Annotated in this window: 14 protein-coding genes; 13 read left to right on the top strand and 1 reads right to left on the bottom strand. The window is 70.2% G+C overall.

Annotation, left to right across the window (positions count from 1 at the left end; genetic code table 11):
* Nucleotides 1-62: 62 nt before the first annotated feature.
* Nucleotides 63-632 carry a thioredoxin family protein gene (locus ACZ5MC_RS20620; protein WP_306597781.1) on the bottom strand — a complete coding sequence of 190 codons (570 nt, stop codon included), beginning with the start codon at nucleotides 630-632 and terminating at the stop codon, nucleotides 63-65.
* Nucleotides 633-925: 293 nt separating this feature from the next.
* On the opposite strand from ACZ5MC_RS20620, the gene ACZ5MC_RS20615 reads away from it, so the two are divergent.
* From ACZ5MC_RS20615 to ACZ5MC_RS20555, 13 genes are all read left to right on the top strand, one after another.
* Entirely contained in the window at nucleotides 926-2539 is a 1614-nt protein-coding gene (locus ACZ5MC_RS20615) for a methyl-accepting chemotaxis protein (RefSeq protein ID WP_464516672.1), read from the top strand.
* Between the two features lie 164 nt (nucleotides 2540-2703).
* Nucleotides 2704-4323, top strand: coding sequence for a methyl-accepting chemotaxis protein (locus tag ACZ5MC_RS20610; RefSeq protein WP_306597779.1), 1620 nt, complete (start codon nucleotides 2704-2706; stop codon nucleotides 4321-4323).
* Nucleotides 4324-4418: 95 nt separating this feature from the next.
* Nucleotides 4419-5546, top strand: coding sequence for a methyl-accepting chemotaxis protein (locus ACZ5MC_RS20605; protein WP_306597778.1), 1128 nt, complete (start codon nucleotides 4419-4421; stop codon nucleotides 5544-5546).
* Between the two features lie 9 nt (nucleotides 5547-5555).
* The gene (locus tag ACZ5MC_RS20600) at nucleotides 5556-5924 is read left to right on the top strand and encodes a response regulator (RefSeq protein ID WP_306597777.1); all 369 of its coding nucleotides are present in this window, start codon (nucleotides 5556-5558) and stop codon (nucleotides 5922-5924) included.
* Between the two features lie 8 nt (nucleotides 5925-5932).
* A complete protein-coding gene (locus ACZ5MC_RS20595) occupies nucleotides 5933-6244 on the top strand; it encodes an STAS domain-containing protein (protein ID WP_306597776.1) in 312 nt (103 codons plus the stop codon).
* 7 nt (nucleotides 6245-6251) lie between these two features.
* Nucleotides 6252-8402, top strand: coding sequence for a chemotaxis protein CheA (locus ACZ5MC_RS20590; protein WP_464516671.1), 2151 nt, complete (start codon nucleotides 6252-6254; stop codon nucleotides 8400-8402).
* Nucleotides 8403-8425: 23 nt separating this feature from the next.
* Nucleotides 8426-10054 carry a methyl-accepting chemotaxis protein gene (locus ACZ5MC_RS20585; RefSeq protein ID WP_464516670.1) on the top strand — a complete coding sequence of 543 codons (1629 nt, stop codon included), beginning with the start codon at nucleotides 8426-8428 and terminating at the stop codon, nucleotides 10052-10054.
* Between the two features lie 16 nt (nucleotides 10055-10070).
* Nucleotides 10071-10613 (top strand): chemotaxis protein CheW, encoded by a 543-nt coding sequence (locus ACZ5MC_RS20580; RefSeq protein WP_306597773.1) that lies wholly within the window; start codon nucleotides 10071-10073, stop codon nucleotides 10611-10613.
* Nucleotides 10610-11455 (top strand): CheR family methyltransferase, encoded by an 846-nt coding sequence (locus tag ACZ5MC_RS20575; protein ID WP_306597772.1) that lies wholly within the window; start codon nucleotides 10610-10612, stop codon nucleotides 11453-11455. The genes ACZ5MC_RS20580 and ACZ5MC_RS20575 overlap by 4 nt, the downstream gene beginning before the upstream one ends.
* Nucleotides 11445-12494, top strand: a complete 1050-nt coding sequence (locus ACZ5MC_RS20570; RefSeq protein ID WP_306597771.1) for a protein-glutamate methylesterase/protein-glutamine glutaminase — start codon at nucleotides 11445-11447, stop codon at nucleotides 12492-12494. Before ACZ5MC_RS20575 ends, ACZ5MC_RS20570 begins: the two co-directional genes overlap by 11 nt.
* Nucleotides 12495-12509: 15 nt before the next feature.
* A complete protein-coding gene (locus tag ACZ5MC_RS20565) occupies nucleotides 12510-13739 on the top strand; it encodes a hybrid sensor histidine kinase/response regulator (RefSeq protein WP_306597770.1) in 1230 nt (409 codons plus the stop codon).
* Nucleotides 13740-13741: 2 nt separating this feature from the next.
* Nucleotides 13742-14257, top strand: coding sequence for a chemotaxis protein CheD (locus ACZ5MC_RS20560; RefSeq protein ID WP_306597769.1), 516 nt, complete (start codon nucleotides 13742-13744; stop codon nucleotides 14255-14257).
* A gap of 9 nt (nucleotides 14258-14266) precedes the next feature.
* Nucleotides 14267-19012 carry an excinuclease ABC subunit UvrA gene (locus ACZ5MC_RS20555; protein WP_464516669.1) on the top strand — a complete coding sequence of 1582 codons (4746 nt, stop codon included), beginning with the start codon at nucleotides 14267-14269 and terminating at the stop codon, nucleotides 19010-19012.
* The last annotated feature ends 75 nt before the right edge of the window (nucleotides 19013-19087 follow it).

The following is a 19087-nucleotide window of genomic DNA, read 5'->3' as shown; positions in this document are numbered from 1 at the left end:
GCCGCCCTGCCGACCGCCTTCCAGGCGCGCCAGGAGGAGGCACCGGGGGGACCGAAGCGGGCCTAGGGTTCGGTGCAGGCGGCGATCTCGATCAGGGCCAGCAGTTCCCGCTGGGTCTCCCGGCCCGCGGGGTCGGCCTCGTAGCGGGCCGACACCTTCTTGCGGGCGGCGGCCACGTCGCCGCAGGCCTTGCCGCGGGCGATGAGCTCGCGCAGGGACGAGGGCATGGGGCCCCAGTTGCCGACTTCCACCCAGGCTTCCGACAGGAAGATGAACTTGGGGATGGCCTCCCCGCCGTTGGTGAGGAACCTCGCGAAGACCTGGGGGTGCTGCTCCCGTGACACGAAGCGAACCTGCAGGCCGGCGGCAGCCCGGGCCATGCGCTCGAGCACCGGCACGTGCTTGACGACGTCCCCGCACCAGTCCTCGGCGATGGCCACGACCCGCACCGGGCGGGCCAGGGCGGCCAGGAAACCCGCGACGTGGGGTTCCAGCGCCGTGGCCTTGAGGAGCTCCTGCATGCGCTCGCGGTTGGCGGGGGCGGTTCCGGTGGCGATCCACTCGGCGTAGGGCAGTCCGGACTCGAAGATGGATTTCCAGTCCAGGGCCGGAAGGATGGGGGGCATGGGCATGGCGGAACCTCCGGGGTCATTCTGGTTCCATTTCCGGGGCGGTGTGGCGCTCGATGGGTGCGGCTCATGTAAAAAGTTTTTTACATGCCCCAAATGTTTGAAGTGCAGTTATTTAATTATTGAGTTGGTAAAGGTTGGGGATTTTCAGGACTTTAGATTCATGAGACTGGCTCCGATGTATAAATAACGGATTTTGCCAGGACCATTTCCTCCAAACGGGGTTGGGGGAAGTGTGCTTCGAATCCCTCCCCAGGGGGCTCGTTATGAATGTTTTTTCCAATCTGCGCGTTGGCGTGAAACTGGGTCTGGGATTCGGCCTGCTGATCGCCCTGATGCTGGCCACGATCCTGGTGGACAACCGGAAGATGGCAGCGATGGAAACGCAGACCGTGGAAATGTTCCGGGTGAACCAGGCCGCCGCCGACGCCTCCCAGGCCATGATCATCTCCGCCGACCGCATGCGGGTGGCCTACCGGGACATGGTCATCGCCCGGGAGCCCGCCGCCTTCGAGCGGTCCAAGGGTCTGTACCGGAAGGCCCGCGAGGGCTACGGCGAGGCCGAGGGCCGGCTGGCCCGGGTCAACGAGGGCCGCCGGGGCCGGATTCCGGCCGCCGAGCAGGACATCCTGGACCGGATCCGCTCCAGCCGGGAGCAGGCCTTCCCGGCCATCGACCGCCTCATGGACCTCATGGGCAAACCCGGAAAGCAGGAGGCCGGGGACTTCATCCTGGGCACGCTGCGTCCCATCTATGGCGGCTGGATGCAGGCCCTGGACGACCTGGGCGCCCAGCTCACGCAGCAGAACGCCGTCAAGGCCGCCGCCATCGAGAAGGCCGTGGCCCAGGCCCAGCGCCTGCAGCTGGCCCTGCTCGCCCTGGGCCTGATCGTCGGGACCGCCGCTGCCCTCCTGGTGACGCGGAGCATCACCCGGAGCCTGGGCGGCGAGCCTTCGTACGCCGCCGAGGTGGTCCGGCGCGTGGCGGATGGGGACCTGGCGACCCCCGTGGACGTGGATCCCCGGGCCAAGGGCAGCCTCCTGCTGGCCATGCGGGAAATGGTGGGCCGGCTGGCCGGGATCATCGGCCAGGTGCAGGAAGCCTCCCAGTCCCTGGCGGGAGCTTCGGAAAAGCTGAGTTCCACGGCCCAGTCCCTGAGCCAGGGCGCCAGCGAACAGGCCGCGAGCGTGGAGGAGACCAGCGCCTCCATGGAGGAGATGAGCGCCTCCATCGCCCAGAACGACGAGAACGCCAAGGTGACCGGGGACCTGGCCTCCCGCACGGCCCAGGACACCCGGGAAGGGGGCCAGGCCGTGAAGGACACGGTGGGGGCCATGAAGGAGATCGCCAGGAAGATCGCCATCATCGACGAAATCGCCTACCAGACCAACCTGCTGGCCCTGAACGCGGCCATCGAGGCGGGCCGGGCCGGGGACCAGGGCCGGGGCTTCGCGGTGGTGGCGGCGGAAGTACGCAAGCTGGCCGAGCGCAGCCAAGTGGCGGCCGAGGAAATCAGCGGACTGGCCTCGGGCAGCGTGGGCCTCGCAGAGCGGGCCGGGCACCTCCTGGACACCATCGTCCCTTCCATCCAGAAGACGAGCGACCTGGTGCTGGAGATCGCGGCGGCCTCCGCGGAGCAGAACTCGGGCGTCAGCCAGATCAACGGCGCCATCGGCCAGATCAGCCAGGCCGTGGCCCGGAGCGCGGCGGCCTCCGAGGAACTGGCATCCACGTCCGAAGAGGTCAATGCCCAGGCCCTGGAGCTGCAGTCGACCATGGCCTTCTTCCGGCTGGCGGGGAAGGCCGCGCCGTCCCGGAAGCGGGCCCCGGACCCCCTGGCGGATCCCGGGAAGGGTCGGGCGCCCACCGCCCTGGCCGCCCCTGGCCGGGAGGCGTTCGTCAGGTTCTAGGCCCACGTGCAGAATTTCAGGCCCGTTTTTTCTCGTTCCTGACGTCCAGGGCGCCGGAAAGGGTTGAAATACCTGCCGAATCTAAGCTCTCCACCGGGAATACCGATAACTCATCGAAGCCTTGTTCGTCTTGTCCCAATCCACGGCACCGAAAGGAGTTCCGCATGTCAAGCCTGAACAACCTCCGTCTTTCAGCACGGCTGTTGCTCGCCTTCCTGATCGTTTCCATCCTTTCGATCGGGGTCGGCCTGTTCGGGTTGAGGGGGACCTCGACCGTCGCCGGGCTCATGCACCAGGTCTACACGGACAACGTGCAGGGCCAGAACTACATGGCCAACTGCATCGTGCGGGTGGCCGCCCTCCAGCTGCGGGTGATCTACATGGTCATCGCCCCGGACGAGAAGGGGCGGGCGGTGGAACTCGCCAACATCGAAAGCGCCAAGAAGGAATTCCTGGATTGGTCCAAGAAGGAGCGGTCCACCAACATGAGCGACACCGAAAAGGCGCTCTGGGCGGAAATCGACACCAAATGGGCCAGTTATGTGGAAACCATCAACAGCGTCTCCACCCTCCTGGACGCCAAGAAATCGGAGGAGGCGAAGAAACTGACGGTCCAGACGGCCCGGCCCAAGTACCTCGAGCTCCGGGGCCTCCTCGTGAAGATCCTCGACGACAACAGCCATGTGGCGCAGGAGGCCGACAAGGCCGGAGCGGCCACCTACGAGGCGCTGCGTCGCAATCTCATCATCGCGATGGCCGCGGGGTTCGCCCTGGCCATGGGGCTGGGACTCCTGGTGACCCGGGTGATCAAGCGCCAGGTGGGCGGCGAGCCCACGGAAGCCGCCCTCATCGCCCAGAAGGTGGCGGCCGGGGACCTGGCGGTCCAGGTGGACCTCATGCCGGGCGACACGACGAGCATGATGGCCTCCATCAAGAACATGGTTGAAAAGCTCGCCAGCGTGGTCGGGCAGGTGCAGGAAGCCTCCCGGTCGCTGGTGGGGGCCTCGGAGCAGCTCAGTTCCACGGCCCAGTCCCTGAGCCAGGGTGCAAGCGAACAGGCAGCCAGCGTCGAGGAGACCAGCGCCTCCGTGGAGCAGATGAGCGCCTCCATCGCCCAGAACAACGAGAACGCCAAGGTCACCGGGGACATCGCCACCAGGACGGCCAGGGAGACGGTGGAAGGGGGCCAGGCGGTGAAGGAGACCGTGGGCGCCATGAAGCAGATCGCCCAGAAGATCGCCATCATCGACGACATCGCCTACCAGACCAACCTCCTGGCCCTGAACGCGGCCATCGAGGCGGGCCGGGCCGGGGAACACGGCAAGGGCTTCGCGGTGGTGGCGGCCGAAGTGCGCAAGCTGGCCGAGCGGAGCCAGGTGGCCGCCGAGGAGATCAGCGGGCTCGCCTCGGGCAGCGTTGACCTGGCGGAACGGGCCGGCAAGCTCCTCGACACCATCGTCCCCTCCATCCAGAAGACGTCGGACCTGGTCATGGAGATTGCCGCGGCCTCCGCGGAGCAGAATTCAGGGGTGGGCCAGATCAACGCCGCCATCGGGCAGATCAGCCAGGCCGTCGCCCACAGCGCGGCCGCCTCGGAGGAACTGGCCTCCACCTCGGAGGAGGTCAACGCCCAGGCGCTCGAACTCCAGGGGACCATGGACTTCTTCCGGCTCGCCAAGGCCGCCGCGCCCGTCCGGAATCGCACGTCCGGTCGTTCCCCGGTCACGCCCCGGCGGGCCGCCCCCCAGCGGGAGGAAGAAGCGGGTGAGTTCACACGATTTTGATGGCTGACCCGCCGGGGTGATGGAATCCTTTCCTTCGCCTGTATGATTCGACCTTCCCCGCGCGACCCTGCGCCCCGTTCAGGAGACCGGACCCCTTGGAATCCCCAGAGACTGGAACAAAACCTCCGCTCACGCGGCATCTGGCCGCCTACGGCGTCCCTGCCGCGGTCTTCCTGGCGCCCCTTCTGGCCTCCGGATTCTCCCGGATGGGCGCGCTCCTGGGCGTCGCGGCCCTGGGGTGCGTCCTCCTGGGGCGGCGCCCCGCCCCCGCCCCCCCCGTGCCCGAGTCGGCGCCCGAACAGGCCACCCCCCAGGCCCGTCCCGGGATCGAGCAGGTCGCGGGCGCCGTGGTCCCCCTCTGGGCCGGCCAGACCTCCCAGGCCCGGTCGGAGATGGAGGAGGCCGTCACGGCGCTCACCGGACGCTTTTCGGCCATGCAGCGCAACCTCAAGGAGGCGGTCCATTCCGCGGGACTGGAGTCGAACCGGAACCTGCAGGCCGCCATCGAGGGCGGCTCCGCCGCCCTGCACGGGGTGGTGCAGGACCTGGAGAAGGGCGCCAGGGTCCGGAACGAGGTGCTGGAGAAGATCCAGGACCTGGCCGCCATCACCGAAGAGCTGCGGACCATGTCGGAAGAGGTGGCCGCCATCGCCAACCAGACCAACCTCCTGGCCCTGAACGCGGCCATCGAGGCCGCCCACGCCCGGGAGCTGGGGCGGGGCTTCGCCGTGGTGGCCGACGAGGTGCGCAAGCTGAGCATGCGCTCGGGCACCACGGGCAACGCCATCACCTCCAAGGTGGCCTGGGTGAACAAGTCGCTCCTGGACACCCTCGCCGCCACCCAGTCCTTCGCGGCAACCGACGCCGAGATGGTCCGGAAGGCCGACGCCACCATCAAGAAGGTGGTGGAGGACATCCAGCAGGGCGTCACCCTCCTTTCCGACTCCGCCCAGCGCTTCGAGGGCGTGGGGATCCACCTGGGCCAGGAGATCTCCAGCACCCTGGTCCACCTGCAGTTCCAGGACCGGGTCGGGCAGATCCTCCAGAGCGTCGTGGCGGACATGGAGAAGTTCAGCCACCGCCTCGAGCACCACCCCTCCGGCCTGGAGGTGGACCAGTGGCTCGCCGAGCTGGAGACGACCTACACGACCGCCGAGCAGCTCGCCATCCACCGTGGGGAGCAGACCTCCCATGACACGGATTCCGACATCACCTTCTTCTGAGTGGACCCCATGGCAAAAACCATCATGATCATCGACGATTCCGTGAGCCTCCGGCAGGTGGTGGCCATCGCCCTGGCCAGCGCCGGCTACGACGTCATCGAGGCCTGCGACGGGCAGGACGCGCTGGCCAAGCTCACCGGGCAGAAGGTCCACCTGATGATCTGCGACGTGAACATGCCCAACATGGACGGCATCACCTTCCTCAAGTCCATCCGGGTCCATCCGGCCTACAAGTTCACCCCGGTGATCATGCTCACCACCGAGGCCGGGGAGGACAAGAAGCGCGAGGGCCAGGCCGCGGGCGCCCGGGCCTGGGTTGTCAAGCCCTTCAAGCCCGAGCAGCTGCTCGTGGCCGTCTCCAAGCTGATTCTTCCCTGAGGCCGGCCATGATCTCCTTCGAACGCACCCAGCACACCCTCCTCGTCGCGGGCGAGCTCACCATCTACCACGCCGCCGAGGCGCGCCAGCGCCTCGGGGAGGAGCTGACCATGGACCCGGCCCTCGAAGTGGACCTCTCGGGCATCGAGGAGCTGGACACCGCCGGCGCCCAGGTGCTGCTCTGGCTCAAGCGCGAGGCCCGCGCCAGGGGCGGGGTCCTGCCCTTCATCCGCCACAGCCCCGCCGTCCTGGAGGTCCTCGACCAGCTCAACCTGGCCGCCGCCTTCGGGGACACCCTGCTCATCGCCCCCACCGCCTGAGGCACCCATGGACATGGAACAGGTCAAACAGACCTTCATCATCGAATGCCGTGAGCTGCTGGCCTCCATGGAGGAGGCGCTCCTCACCGTGGAGGACCAGGACGACGCCTCCGAGTCCATCAACGCCATCTTCCGCGCCGTGCACACCATCAAGGGTTCGGCGGGCCTGTTCGGCCTGGACCCCATCGTGCGCTTCGCCCACACGGTGGAAAGCGTCATGGACCGGGTGCGCGGCGGGCGGACCCCGCTGACCCCTGAACTGGTGGGGCTGTTCCTGGAGTGCCACGACCACCTGGTGCGCCTCCTGGCCACCACGGTGCGGGAGAACGCGACCGAACCCCCGGAAGTGGCCGCGGAGGGCGAGCGCCTGATGGCGGCCCTGGTGCCCTGGCTCGAGAACGGCGTGGCGACGGTGGCCGAGGCGGTGCGCCCGGAGGTGGCCCCCCGCCGCGAGGGCGGAGGGGACCACTGGCACATCTCCGTGCGCTTCTCGCCCACCGTGCTCCAGAACGGCATGGACCCCCTGTCCTTCGTGCGCTACCTGCGCACCCTGGGCCGCATGGTCAGCCTGCACTCCCTCCTGGAGAGGCTCCCCGCAGGGGAGGCCTTCGACCCGGAGCTCTGCTACCTGGGCCTGGAGATGGACCTGGAGACGGACGCGGACCGGCAGACGCTGGAGGGCGTGTTCGAGTTCATCCAGGACGACAGCCGGATCCGGATGATCCCGCCCCACTCCAAGGTGGAGGAGTACCTGTCCCTCATCCAGGCCCTGCCCGAGGAGGAGCACTACCTCGGCGAGATCCTGGTGGCCGGGGGCTGCATCACGCCCCACGACCTGGAGTCGGCCCTCGCCACCCAGAAGGCCGAGGACTCCCAGCGGATGATCGGGACGATCCTCGTGGAGGACCAGTCCGTGCCTCCTCCCGTGGTCGTCGCGGCCCTGGAGAAGCAGAAGCGCTTCCACGACAAGCTGGCCAACGAGATGAAGGTGGTGAAGGTCGCCGCCGACAAGCTGGACAAGCTGGTGAACCTGGTGGGCGAGCTGGTCATCGCCGGGGCCAGCGCCCAGGCCCTGGCCAGCCACTCCAAGGAGGCCCGCCTGCTGGAGGCCACCGCCACGTTCAACAAGCTGGTGGAGGAGATCCGGGACAACGCGCTCAGCCTTCGCATGGTGCAGATCGGGGAGACCTTCAGCCGGTTCCGGCGCATCGTGCGGGACGTGAGCCGGGAGCTGGGCAAGGAGATCGAGCTGGAGATCCAGGGCGCCGACACCGAGCTGGACAAGACCATCGTGGAGAAGATCGCCGACCCGCTCATGCACATCGTGCGCAACTCCATCGACCACGGCATCGAGTCCGCCGACGTGCGCCTGGCCCGGGGCAAGCCGGCCACGGGCTCCCTTTCGCTCAACGCCTTCCATGAATCCGGCAGCATCGTCATCGAGGTGGCCGACGATGGCGGCGGCCTGGACCGCGCGCGGATCCTGGCCAAGGCGGTGGAGCGGGGCCTGGTGCCCGCCGGGGCGGACCTGTCCGACGCCGAGGTCCACGCCCTCATCTTCGAGCCGGGGTTCTCCACCGCCGCCGCCGTGAGCAACCTCTCGGGCCGGGGCGTCGGCATGGACGTGGTGCGCCGGAACATCGACGAGCTGCGGGGGACGGTGGAGATCGAGAGCTACGAGGGCTCGGGCACCACCATGCGCATCCGGCTCCCCCTGACGCTCGCCATCATCGACGGCTTCCGGGTGGAGGTGGAATCCACCTGCTACGTCATCCCGCTGGACACCGTCATCGAGTGCCTGGACCTGGGCCCCTTCCTGGAGTCCGAGGAGAACCACCTCATCAACCTGCGGGGCGAAGTGCTGCCCTTCCTGCGCCTGCGGGAGGTCTTCAGCGTGCCGGGGCCCCGGCCCGCCAAGGAGCGGGTGGTGGTCATCCAGTACGGGGAGACGCGCGCCGGCATCGTGGTGGACAGGCTCCTCGGGGAATTCCAGACGGTCATCAAGCCGCTCGGGGAGCTCTTCCGCAACCTCAAGGGCGTCGGGGGGTCCACCATCCTCGGCACCGGCGAAGTGGCCCTGATCCTCGACGTCCCCCAGCTCGTGCAGCTCGCGACCCGCCGCGGCCGATCCTCCTCCCAGCCTGTGATTTCCATCTAATCCTTTCCACCATCAGGAGCCCCATGAACTGGTTCAAGCAACTCCGCCTCGCGACGCAACTCATCTTTTCTTTCGTTCTGGTCGCCCTCATCGCCGGCGGCGTGGGAGCGATCGGCATCAGCAACCTGGGCAAGCTGGCCGACAGCGACCGGTTCATGTTCGAGAACGCCACCGCGCCCATGAAGAACCTGGACGCCATCAACGGGAACTTCCAGCTGGTGCGCAACTCCCTGAGCAAGACCATCGCGGCCCCCGACAAGGAGAAGCTGGCGCAGGTCCTGGCCGCCTACGAGAAGAACTGGAAGCTCATGCAGGAGGCCATGACCGCCTACGCCAAGCAGGCCAGTTCGGCGGACGAGAAGGCCAACCTGGCCCGGCTCAGGGAACTGACCGTCACCTACGACCGGGAAGTGGCCCAGCCCATGATCCGGTTCCGGAACGAGAACAAGATCGCCGATTCGGTGGCCGTCTCCTACAGCCCCAACGTCGGCAAGATCACCAGCGAGCTCAACGGCGTCATCGAGAAGATGATCAAGGAGAACGTCGAGGAGGCCGAGGGCATCGCCGCCGCCAACGCCCAGACCGCCCATTCCGCCTCGGTCCAGATGACGGTGGCCATGGGCGTGGGCATGCTCCTGGCCGTGGGCCTGGGTCTCCTCGTGACGCGGCTGATCAAGCGCCAGGTCGGGGGCGAACCCGCCTACGCCGCGTCCATCGTGCGCCAGGTGGCCGAGGGCAACCTGGCCCTGGAGGTCGTGACGGAACGGGGCGATACGGAGAGCATGATGGCCTCCATCAAGGTCATGGTGGAAAAGCTGTCGGACGTCGTCGGCCAGGTGCAGGAGTCCTCGGACATGCTGGTGGGCGCCTCGGAGCAGCTCAGCGCCACGGCCCAGTCCCTGAGCCAGGGCGCCAGCGAACAGGCAGCGAGCGTGGAGGAGACCAGCGCCTCCATGGAGGAGATGAGCGCGTCCATCGCCCAGAACAACGAGAATGCCAAGGTGACCGGGGACCTGGCGACCCACACGGCCCAGGACACCCGGGAGGGGGGCCAGGCGGTGAAGGAGACCGTGGGCGCCATGAAGCAGATCGCCCAGAAGATCGCCATCATCGACGACATCGCCTACCAGACGAACCTCCTGGCCCTGAACGCGGCCATCGAGGCGGGCCGGGCCGGGGAGCACGGGAAGGGCTTCGCGGTGGTGGCGGCGGAGGTCCGGAAGCTGGCCGAGCGGAGCCAGATCGCGGCCGAGGAGATCAGCGGCCTCGCCTCGGGCAGCGTGGAGCTGGCGGAACGCGCCGGCAAGCTCCTGGACACCATCGTGCCCTCCATCCAGAAGACGTCGGACCTGGTCATGGAGATCGCCGCGGCCTCCGCGGAGCAGAACTCCGGCGTGGGCCAGATCAACGATGCCATCGGACAGATCAGCCAGTCCGTGGCCCAGAACGCCGCGGCCTCCGAGGAACTGGCCTCCACCTCCGAGGAGGTGAACGCCCAGGCGCAGGAGATGCAGAGCACCATGGGCTTCTTCCGTCTGGCGGGGGCCCGCCCCCAGGCCCGGGCCAAGGCTCCGGGGCGGCCCCCCGTCCAGGGCCGGAAACCCCGGGCCCTGGCCCCGGCCGTGGACGAACAGGAATTCTCGAGGTTCTGACTTGAAGGAGACGGCCATGGCCGAAGCGATGCAGGTCAACAAACGCACCCGGGGCGGCGTCGAGCGGGCCCAGGTGGAGAAGAAGGACCAGTTCCTGGCCTTCGTGCTGGGCGGCGAGAACTTCGCCATGGACATCCGGTCCATCAAGGAGGTGATCCAGTACGGGGCCCTCACCGAGGTGCCCCTCATGCCGGACTTCATCCGGGGCGTGATCAACCTGCGCGGGGCGGTGGTGCCGGTGATCGACCTCTCGGTCCGGTTCGGCCGGCCCGCCACGGAAGTGGCGCGGCGCACCTGCGTGGTGATCCTCGAGGTGGAGCAGGAGGGGGACATCGTGGAGCTGGGGGTCATCGTGGACCACGTGAGCGAGGTCCTGGAGATCGGCGCCTCCGACATCGAGCCGGCCCCGTCCTTCGGCAGCACCCTGAGAAGCGACTTCCTGGCCGGGGTGGGCAAGGTGGGCGGGAAGTTCGTCATCCTGCTGGACGTCAACCACGTCCTCTCCATCGACGAGATGGCGGCCCTGGCCTCGGGCGGTTCCAGGACGGAAGCCTCGTGACCCTGCGCCCTCCTCCTTCCGGGCTTCCGCTGGCTGCGGGTTCTCCAGCGATCTCGGACCAGGAGTTCGGCCGCATCCGGACCCTGGTCAAGCAGCTTACCGGCATCAACCTTTCGGACCAGAAGAAGGCCCTCGTGGTGGGCCGCCTCGGCAGCCGCCTCCGGCACCGCGGCCTGGCCTCCTTCGGGGACTACTTCAAGATCCTCCAGGACCCCTCCGAGAAGGCCGAGCTCCAGACGGCCATCGACCTGATGACCACCAACGAGACCAGCTTCTTCCGCGAGCCCGAGCACTTCCGCATCCTGGCCGACCACATCCGCGCCCTGCGCCCCGTGCCCTTCCCGTTCAAGGTCTGGAGCGCGGCGAGCTCGAGCGGGGAGGAGGCCTACACCATCGCCATGGTGCTGTCCGACCTCCTGGGCACCGCCGACTGGCAGGTGCTGGGCACCGACATCAGCACGCGCGTCCTGGAGCGGGCCCGCACCGGCCTCTACCCCATCGAGCGCAGCGCCGGCATCCCCAAGGACCTGCTCCACGCCAGCTGCCTCAAGGGCACCGGAAAACAGGAGGGAATGTTTCTCGTCAACCGGAATCTAAGACAGCGGGTGACCTTCACCCAGGCCAACCTCATCCAGCCCCTGCCAAGGCTGGGCCCCTTCGACGTCGCCTTCCTGCGCAACGTCCTCATCTACTTCGAGCCGCCCCAGAAGAAGCTCGTGGTGGACGCCGTGGCCGCGCAGGTCAAGCCGGGGGGCCTGCTCATCGTCGGCCACTCCGAGAGCCTGACCGGGCTCGATCACAACCTCACCCCCCTTCGCCCGACGGTGTATCGTGTCCCCTGAACCCATCAAAGTCCTGATCATCGACGATTCCGCGGTGGTGCGGCAGGCCCTCTCGGAGATCCTCGGGAAGGACCGCGGGATCAAGGTCATCGGCCAGGCCATGGACCCGCTGTTCGCCATGGAGAAGATGAAGAAGGAGTGGCCGGACGTCATCCTGCTGGACGTGGAGATGCCGCGCATGGACGGCATCACCTTCCTGCGCAAGATCATGGCCGAGCGCCCCACGCCCGTCATCATCTGCTCGTCCCTGACGGCCAAGGGCGCCGAGACCACCATGCAGGCCCTGGCCGCCGGCGCCTTCACGATCTTCACCAAGCCCACGCTCGGCGTTAAGAACTTCCTGGAGGACAGCTCCGGCGATCTGGTCATGGCGGTGCGGGCCGCCGCCGGCGCCCGGGTCAGCCGGGTGCTCAAGCCCGTCCCGCCCAAGGCCAACGCGGACATCGTGCTTCCGCCGGGAGGCGAGGCCATGGTGGTCACCACCGACCGGTTCACCGCCATCGGGACCTCCACCGGGGGGACCCAGGCGCTGGAGTTCGTCCTGGCCTCCCTGCCCCGCACCTGCCCGGGCATCGTGGTGGTCCAGCACATGCCCGAGAAGTTCACGGCCGCCTTCGCGGCCCGGCTCAACAGCATCTGCGAGATCGAGGTGCGGGAGGCGAAGACCGGCGACCGCGTCCTGGCCGGGCGGGCCCTCATCGCCCCCGGCGGCAAGCACCTCGTGGTGCGCCGGAGCGGCGCCCAGTACGTGGCCGAGGTGGTCAGCGCGCCCCCCGTGAACCGGCACTGCCCCTCCGTGGACGTGCTCTTCCGGTCCGTTGCCAAGTACGCGGGGAGGAACGCCCTGGGGGTCATCATGACCGGCATGGGCGACGACGGCGCCCGGGGCCTCCTGGAGATGAAGCAGGCCGGGGCCCACACCCTGGCCCAGGACGAGGAGAGCTGCGTGGTCTTCGGCATGCCCAAGGAGGCCATCAAGCTGGGCGCCGCCGACAAGGTCGTCCCCCTGTCCATGATTCCCGAACTGATCGCCCGCTGAAGCCCGGAGCAAGCCATGGAGCCCACGGATACCATCCTGGTCATCGACGACGACGCGGGCCTGCGGGTCGCCCTGCGGGCCTTCCTGGGAGGCATCGGCCTTCGGGTGCTGGACGCCCCCGACGGCGCCCTGGGCCTGGAGGTGGCCCTCCGGGAAAGACCCGGCCTGGTCCTCCTGGACCTGTCCATGCCCGGCATGAACGGCTTCGACGTCTGCCGGGAACTCCTGGCCCAGTCCGGGGACGGGCCTCCCACCGTGATCGTCATGAGCGGCCTCCTGGGCACCACCCAGCGGGTGCGGGCGTTCCACGCCGGAGCCGTGGACTGCCTGGCCAAGCCCGTCCAGTACGAGGAGCTGGAAGTCCGGGTGAAGACCCATCTCGCCATCCGCCGGAGGACGCAGGAGCTCAAGGAGAGCCGCGACAGCCTGGGCAAGGCCCTCCACGACGCCAGCGCCATGAACCGGAACCTCCTGGCCCTCAACGAGAAGCTCCAGCACTCCGAGGAGGTCAAGACCCGCTTCCTGGCCCTCATGCGCAACGAGATCAACAACCCCCTCGGCAGCATCATGGCCCTTTCCGACAGCATCGCCGACCCGGCCCTGCCCCCCGGCAAGGCCCGGGAGCTGGCGCTCCTGGTCAAGGACGAGGCGTTCCACCTGGACTGCCAGATCCGCAACGTCTTCGCCGCCGCGGAAGTGGAGGCCGGCGAGGCCAGCCCCTTCATCTCGAGGGTGGACGTGGGCTCCGTGGTGCGGGACGTGGCGGCCTCCTTCGAGCCCAAGGCCCGGGAAAGGGGGCTCGGCGTGGCCATCAGCCTCCAGGGCCTGGAGGCGGACTGGCACACCGACGCGGACATGCTCCACCACATCCTCGCCAACCTCGTCTCCAACGCCGTGCAGCACGGGGGGGGCGCCCTCGAGGTGCGCGCCGAGGTGACGGAGGCCGGCCTGGTCCTGGAAGTCCAGGACGGCGGTCCGGGCATGTCCGGGGAGGGCCTGAAGGCGATCTTCGAGCCCTTCCGGAACAAGGGGGGATCCTTCAAGGTGGCCCGGGGCCAGGGCCTGGGCCTGGTCGTGGTGCGGGCCCTGGTGGACATCCTGGACGGACGGTTCCACGTCGACAGCGAACCCGGCCGGGGCAGCCTCTTCCGCGTCGTCCTGCCCAGGGCCCTGTCCCTGGCGGACCCGGAAGCCCGTGCCCAGGACGACAACATCCTGATCTTCGACGAGCCGCAAGCGTTCTGACCATGGACCAGGTCTTGGAGAAGGTCCCCAGCCACTACCTCTACCCCTGCATGGTGTTCGCGCACCGGCAGGAGTTCGAGGTGTCGACGGTGCTGGGGTCCTGCGTGGCGGTGTGCCTCTGGGACGCGACGATGCAGATGGGGGGGATCAACCACTACATGCTGGCCCTGTGGAACGGGGACGGCCTGCCCACGCCCAAGTACGGCAACATCGCCATCGACAAGCTGATCCGGGCCATGCTCGACCGGGGCTGCACCCGGGAGCGGCTGGTGGCCAAGGTCTTCGGCGGGGGCAACGTCATCGGCAACAGCCAGGGCGCGGTCACCGTGGGCGAGCGGAACATCGCCGTCGCCAGGGAGCTGCTCCAGGAAGCCGGCATCCCCATCGTGGCCTCGGACGTGGGCGGGGACGTGGGGCGCAAGGTCATCTTCAACACCCGCACCGGGACCGTCCTCATGTCCCGCCTCAAGCGCATCGACGGCAAGCCCCTGGACCTCCCCGACGGCAGGCCGCGCTAGAATCCTCCAATGGAGGACCATGGCTGGATCGTCGTCAGGGACGCGCGGGAGCACAACCTGCGCGGCGTGGACGTGGCGATCCCCAGGGGCCGCATCACCGTCGTGACCGGGGTTTCGGGTTCCGGGAAGTCGTCCCTCGCCTTCGACACCCTCTTCCGGGAGGGCCAGCGGCGGTTCCTGGAGACCCTCCCCTCCTTCTCCCGGCAGTTCACCGGGGGCCTGGCGCGGCCGGCGGTGGCCTCCATCACCGGGCTGGGGCCTGCCGTGGCCGTGGGCCAGCGCGCGGCCCTGGCCAATCCCCGCTCCACCGTGGGCACCCTCACCGAGGTGTGGGACCTGCTGCGCCTCCTCTTCGCGCGGCTCGGGAAGGGGCCGGTCCCTCCCACGCGGGGGCTCTTCTCGTTCAACGGCCCGGAGGGCGCCTGCCCCGCCTGCGCCGGCCTGGGGGTGGAGGACCGGCTGGACCTGGACCTCCTGGTGGCCGACCCCGCCCGCAGCCTGCGCCAGGGGGCCCTCCACGTGAGCACGCCCAACGGCTACCTCATGTACTCCCAGGTGACCCTGGACGTGCTGGACCAGGTGCTGCGGGCCCACGGAGGCTCCGTCGACGTCCCCTGGCGGGACCTGGGGGACGAGGCCCGGCACGTGGTCCTGTTCGGCTCGGAGCGCCTGCGGGTCCCCTACGGCAAGCACCCCCTGGAATCCCGCCTCAAGTGGACCGGCATCACCGCCCGCCCCCGCCAGGACGGCTTCTACCGGGGCCTCGCGCCGGTCATGGAGGAGATCCTCCGGGGCAAGCGCAACGACTCCATCCTGCGCTACGTGCGCACCACCCCCTGCTCATCGTGCCTGGGGGCGCGGCTGCGTCCGGAGGCCCTGGCGGTCCGGTGGCGGGGCCTGGCCATCACCGACCTGGCCCGCAGGACGGCCTCGGAACTCCACGGATTCCTGGCGGGACTGGAGCCCTCCGGTCCCGGGGCCGGCGTCCTTGCGCCCATCCGGGAGGACCTCCTGGCCCGCACCGCCCTGATGACCGAACTGGGCCTCGGGTACCTGGCCTTCGACCGCCCCGCGCCCACCCTCTCCCTGGGGGAGGCCCAGCGCCTGCGCCTGCTCACCCTGGCCCTGGGGGAACTGCGGGGCCTCCTGCTGGTGCTGGACGAGCCTTCCGCCGGCCTCCACCCGGGCGACGCGGCGCGCCTGCTGGGCGTGCTGCGCCGGCTGCGGGACCAGGGCCAGACCGTGGTGGTGGTCGAGCACGATCCCGTCATCGCCCTGGGTGCCGACTGGATCGTCGACCTGGGCCCCGGTCCGGGCCGGGAGGGCGGAGGCCTGCTCTACAGCGGCCCCCCGGCGGGCCTTCTGGAACCGGGCGACGCCCCCACCCGCATCTGGCTGCGGGGCGGCTTCCGCCCTCCGCCCCGGACCCCCCGGGAGGGGCCCCGAACGCGCATCGAGGGCCTGTGCCGCAACAACCTGCAGGACCTCGCCATCGAGCTGGTGGAGGGCGGCCTCAACGTGGTCACCGGCGTCTCCGGGGCCGGCAAGACCTCCCTCCTGGAGGACGTCGCCGGACGCCGCCCGGCGCTCCTGGTGGACGCGTCCCCCATCGGCCGGACCCCGAGATCCAACGCCGCCACCTACACCGGCGCCTTCGACCTGATCCGGGCCCTCTTCGCCGCCACCCCGGAGGCCCGGGCCGCGGGCCTGGGCAAGGGCCACTTCACCTTCAACACGCCCGGAGGGCGCTGCGAGACCTGCGAAGGGGCCGGGGTGCTGGAGGTGGGCATGAAGCACCTGGGAACGGTGTCCGTGCCCTGCGGCGCCTGCGCCGGGCGGCGGTTCCACCCGGAGGTCCTGGCCGTTCCCTTCCGGGGCCGGAGCATCGCCGACGTGCTTGAGTGCAGCGTCCGGGAAGCCGCCGAGGTGTTCGGGGACCAGCCGAAACTGGCCCGCATCCTCACGGCCCTCCTGGACTGCGGCCTGGGGTACCTGCCCCTGGGCCAGCCCGCCACTACCCTCTCGGGCGGCGAGGCCCAGCGGGTCAAGCTGGCCACGGAGCTGGCCCGGGCGGGGAAGGGGACCGCCTTCATCGCCCTGGACGAGCCCACCACGGGGCTCCACGCCGCCGACACAAAGGTGCTGCTGCGGGCCTGGGACCGCCTCGCCCAAGCCGGCCACACCCTCCTGGTGGTGGACAACGATCCCGACGTGATCCTGCGCGCCGACCACGTCATCGACCTGGGGCCCGGCAGCGGTCCCGGAGGCGGCCGCATCGTCGTGGCCGGACCCCCCGCCGCGGTGGCCGCCTGCGCTGGCTCCCTCACGGGGGCGGGGCTGCGGGGCTTCCCCCTCCCCGCGGCGTCCCCGCCCGCCCCGGCCGCCGCCCCGCCCATGGAGCTCCGGGGCGTCACCACCCACAACCTGCGGGAGGTGGATGCCGCCTTCCCGGCGAGAGGTCTCACGGTGGTCACCGGACCCTCGGGTTCGGGCAAGAGCTCCCTGGCCTTCGACACCCTGCTGGCCGAGAGCCTCAACCGGTTCAACGACCTGGTGGCGCCCTGGGCGCGCCGGCTCCTGCCCCGCAAGGGCGGGGCCGAGTTCGTCTCGGCCCGCAACCTCCAGGCCGCCGTGGCCGTGCCCCAGGCTTCGGGCCGGCGCAACCCCCGCTCCCGGGTGGGCACCGTCACGGAGCTGGACGAACTCTACCGCATGCTCTGGTCCAGGGCCGGGTCGGAGCCGCTTCCCGCCTCGGCCTTCTCGCCCAACGCCGAAGCCGGGGCCTGCCCCCGGTGCAAGGGCCTGGGCTTCCTCCAGGCCTGCGACCCGGAGCGGCTCGTGACCGCCCCGGACCTGCCCCTCGGCGCCGGCGCCATGGACGGCACCCGCTTCGGCGCCTACCTGGGAGAGCCCGACGGCAGGTACGTCGCCACCCTCCTGGCCGCGGGCCGGAAGCTGGGGCTGGACTTCACCCTCCCCTGGCGCGGGCTGGACGCCCGCGCCCGGACCGTGGCCATGCGCGGCTGCGAGGGGATCCTGGACGTGGAGTGGGCCTACCGCCGGGGTCGGCGCGAGGGGGTGCACCGGCTCGCCACCCCCTGGGAGGGCTTCGCCGCCCTGGTGGACACCGAGTACGAGCGGGTGCACCTGGAGAAGGGCGAGGGCCTGGCGGAGCTCCTGGCCGAGACCCCCTGCCCGGACTGCCGCGGGGAGCGCCTGAACCCGCGGTCCCGGGGGGCCGCCTTCGCGGGGCTGCGCCTGCCCGAACTCGCGGGCATGCCCGCGGCCGCGGCCCGGGCCTGGTTCCGGTCCCTGGACCTGTCCGGTCCCGCCGCGGCCCTGCGGGAGGACATCCTGCCCCGCCTGGCGGCCCTGGAGGAGGCGGGCCTGGGGCACCTCGCGCCCGGGCGGGAGATGGCGAGCCTCTCCGGCGGCGAGGCCCAGCGGGTGAGGCTGGCCGCGTCCCTGGGCTCGGGCCTCTCGGGCGTCACCTACGTGCTGGACGAGCCGACCCTCGGCCTCCACCCCCGGGACACCGCGCGCCTGGCGGGGGTCCTGCGCGGCCTGGCCGACGCCGGCAACGCCGTCGTGGTGGTCGAGCACGACCCGGCCCTGGTGGCCCGGGCCGACCACATCCTGGAGCTGGGCCCCGGGGCGGGACCCGAAGGCGGCCGGGTGACGGGCCACGGCGCCCCGGGCTCCTTCCCTGCCTCCTCGCACACCGGCCGGATCCTGGCGCGGCGGACCCCGGCCGCGTTCGCCCCGGCGCGCTCGCTTTCCCCCGGCGTGTCCATCCGCGGCGCCAACCTCCACAACCTGCGCGGCCTCGACGTGGACCTGCCGGCGGGGGCCCTGGTGGCCGTCACGGGCGTCTCGGGCAGCGGCAAGTCCAGCCTGGTGCGGGGCGTCCTGGCGGCCTCGCTGCGCTCCCTCCTGGCCGGGCGGGGCCCGGTGGGCTGCGGGGAGCTGCGGGTCCACATCCCCCTCCGGCGCGTGGAGGTCCTGGACCAGGGGGGCTCCGGCCCGGGCTGGTCCACCACCGTGGCCACCGCTGCGGGCCTGGCGGAGCCCCTGCGCCGGCGCTTCGCCGCCACCCCCCGGGCACGGGCCCTGAAGCTCGCGGCCAGGCACTTCTCCACGGCCTCGGCGGGAGGGCGCTGCGAAGCCTGCGAGGGCAGGGGGGTGCTCACCGTTGCCATGGACCTCCTGCCGGACGTGACCGTGGGGTGCGAGACCTGCGGGGGCGCGGGCTTCCGGCCTGAGGTCCTGGAGTGTCTCCTGGAGGGCCGGTCCATCGCCGGGGTCTTCGCCTCGACCGTGGAGGAGGCCCTGGCCCTTTTCGGGTCCGACCCGGTCCTGGCGGGGCCCCTGGACGCCCTGGCCCGGGTCGGCCTGGGCTACCTGCGCCTGGGGCAGCCCGGCCCGGGACTCTCCGGCGGGGAATGGCAGCGCCTGCGCCTGGCCTCCATCCTCGCCGCGCCTCCGGAAGGCGCCGCCGTGCTCCTGGACGAGCCCGCGCGGGGCCTGGGGGCCGGCGACGTGGAGCGCCTGGTGGCGGCGCTGCGCCGGCTGGCCGGAGGCGGCAACCTGGTGGTGGCCGTGGAGCACGACCTGGACCTGGTGCGCGCCGCGGACTGGGTCGTGGACCTGGGCCCCGGGGGCGGGCCCCAGGGCGGGGACCTCGTGGCGGCCGGCACGCCCGCGGACATCATGGCGTGCGGGGCCTCGGCCACGGGCTTTGCATTGAACCATTAATACCGCGTTCTTGCTATATTCTAGGGGACACGGGGCCGCATTCGGGCGGCCGTTCTGTTTTGACAGGGAAGCCCC

The organism is Mesoterricola sp. JemC181 (assembly GCF_055384585.1).
Note: the sequence above shows the minus strand (reverse complement) of the source record. Positions and strands in the feature narration are given on the sequence as shown.

Coding starts and splice junctions, on each gene's coding strand:
- ACZ5MC_RS20620 (WP_306597781.1), bottom strand. CDS start 632: ATGCCCATGCCCCCCATCCTTCCGGCCCTGGACTGGAAATCCATCTTC.
- ACZ5MC_RS20610 (WP_306597779.1), top strand. CDS start 2,704: ATGTCAAGCCTGAACAACCTCCGTCTTTCAGCACGGCTGTTGCTCGCC.
- ACZ5MC_RS20600 (WP_306597777.1), top strand. CDS start 5,556: ATGGCAAAAACCATCATGATCATCGACGATTCCGTGAGCCTCCGGCAG.
- ACZ5MC_RS20595 (WP_306597776.1), top strand. CDS start 5,933: ATGATCTCCTTCGAACGCACCCAGCACACCCTCCTCGTCGCGGGCGAG.
- ACZ5MC_RS20590 (WP_464516671.1), top strand. CDS start 6,252: ATGGACATGGAACAGGTCAAACAGACCTTCATCATCGAATGCCGTGAG.
- ACZ5MC_RS20585 (WP_464516670.1), top strand. CDS start 8,426: ATGAACTGGTTCAAGCAACTCCGCCTCGCGACGCAACTCATCTTTTCT.
- ACZ5MC_RS20580 (WP_306597773.1), top strand. CDS start 10,071: ATGGCCGAAGCGATGCAGGTCAACAAACGCACCCGGGGCGGCGTCGAG.
- ACZ5MC_RS20565 (WP_306597770.1), top strand. CDS start 12,510: ATGGAGCCCACGGATACCATCCTGGTCATCGACGACGACGCGGGCCTG.
- ACZ5MC_RS20560 (WP_306597769.1), top strand. CDS start 13,742: ATGGACCAGGTCTTGGAGAAGGTCCCCAGCCACTACCTCTACCCCTGC.
- ACZ5MC_RS20555 (WP_464516669.1), top strand. CDS start 14,267: ATGGAGGACCATGGCTGGATCGTCGTCAGGGACGCGCGGGAGCACAAC.